Source organism: Xenorhabdus entomophaga, from assembly GCF_037996725.1.
Lineage (GTDB): Bacteria > Pseudomonadota > Gammaproteobacteria > Enterobacterales > Enterobacteriaceae > Xenorhabdus > Xenorhabdus khoisanae.
In genome coordinates, this window is the sequence record NZ_JBBMXH010000226.1 from 1 (window position 1) to 1,890 (window position 1,890).

General features: G+C 50.5%; 1 protein-coding gene. It reads left to right on the forward strand.

What is annotated here, in order from left to right:
- Positions 1-492 precede the first annotated feature (492 nt).
- Positions 493-1,812, forward strand: a complete 1,320-nt coding sequence (gene ltrA / locus AAC854_RS22325; protein WP_422824128.1) for a group II intron reverse transcriptase/maturase — start codon at positions 493-495, stop codon at positions 1,810-1,812.
- Positions 1,813-1,890 lie beyond the last annotated feature (78 nt).

Sequence of the window (1,890 nt, forward strand, 5' to 3'; positions counted from 1 at the left end):
AAGTGTGCCGCAGGCATACAAACTGGCAGCATAGGGAACGCAGCCAGTTTGTAGCATAAGCTCAGGAGGAGATGGTGGCAGGCCCACCGAAGTCCGCTGTCGGAAGCCGGCTTCAAACCCCCTCAAGCGGCTGCCGTAAAGAGCGGGGGTCGTGAGCGTTGAGGTCAAAGCGCGAACAATAGTTCGGCAGGTAGGATACAAAGAGACGAGTAAAACCGAACCCATGTGGACGCGTCGTAAAGAAGAGATTTGACATCAAAACCGGGGGCGTTTCTATCTTCCGGGATAAATCTGTGAGTGAATTCCGAATGCTGCGCAGGTGGTGTCCGGCGTAGAGTGGGCGTGACTTTGTATCGGGCTCTTTCTGGGAACTGCGGGAACCCGTCATCACGATGTCAAGGGAGAAATGCAAGTCACTAAATTGACAAGTATGAGAGTACCGATGGGTGATACGGGGGCGGAGTGACTCGTAGTAGTGAGGAAATATTTGTAATGAATGTGGAGCGAAGGGGTCTCGTCAGGCAGCCTTACCCGGTATCCAACTGTCAGGCAGGAGGAGATACGGAGGTTAAGGCAAAACCGTTTGTCATTGAGAAAAGGGATGTGTATCGTGCCTGGTTATTGGTTAAAACCAATCAAGGTGCGGCAGGCGTGGATGGTCAAACCATCGCGGATTTTGAATCCAATCTGAAAGATAATCTCTACAAACTCTGGAACCGCTTATCATCGGGCAGTTATTATCCACCCCCGGTGAAAGGTGTCACTATTCCCAAGAAGTCGGGAGGTGAACGTCTGCTGGGTATTCCCACGGTTGCGGATCGCGTGGCGCAAATGGTGGTCAGGCTTCATTTCGAACCGCTTGTTGAGCCTCATTTTCTGCCGGATTCTTATGGCTACCGACCGAATAAATCGGCAATTGATGCCATCAGAGTCACAAGGCAGCGATGCTGGCAGCAAGATTGGGTATTGGAGTTCGATATCAAGGGCTTGTTTGACAATATTCCTCATGATTTACTCATGAAATCCGTGAGGAAACACACAAACAGCCCGTGGATCTGTCTGTACATCGAACGCTGGCTAACTGCACCGATGAAATGCAACGGTGAGGTGTTATTCCGGGAGAAAGGCACCCCACAAGGAGGAGTTATCAGCCCGGTGCTGGCAAATCTGTTCCTGCATTATGTGTTCGATAAGTGGATGCAAAAGCATCATCCCCGGCTGAAGTGGTGTCGTTATGCCGATGATGGTCTGGTTCACTGTCAGAATGAAGCTCAGGCCAGAGAAATACGGAAAATACTGGAGCGACGTTTCAGTGAGTGTGGACTGGAACTGAACCCGGACAAAACCCGGATTGCCTACTGCAAGGATGGGGACCGAAAGGGCAGGTATGAACACATCAGTTTCGATTTCCTTGGATACACATTCAGGCCAAGATTGGTGAAGAACCGCAAAAGGAACAGCCTGTTTGTGAGTTTTACGCCAGCAGTCAGCAAAACGGCGCAAAAGGCCATGAGATTCAAAATTCGCAAGTTGAAGATCCGAATGCGGACAGAACTGAACTTAACACAGATGGCAAACTGGCTAAATCCCATGATAAGTGGATGGTTGAGCTATTATGGTCAATTTTGTCGTTCAGAGCTGTATAAGGTATTCAGGCAACTCAACAAAGCATTAGTGCGCTGGGCCAGACGAAAGTACAAGGCACTGAGCAGGCATAAAACCCAGGCTTCAAAACTGCTTCAAAGGATTGCAAAGCAGCATCAGGGGTTGTTTGCCCATTGGCGGGCAGGAATGACAGGCGCGTTTGCTTGATGGGAGCGGTATGAGTCGAGAGGCTCACGTACCGTTCTGCGAGAGGCTGCGGGGGCAGTTCCCGCGGTCTACTCAACC

What these genes read in the sequence shown, in the direction of transcription:
- ltrA (WP_422824128.1), top strand. Translation starts at nt 493, where the DNA reads ATGAATGTGGAGCGAAGGGGTCTCGTCAGGCAGCCTTACCCGGTATCC.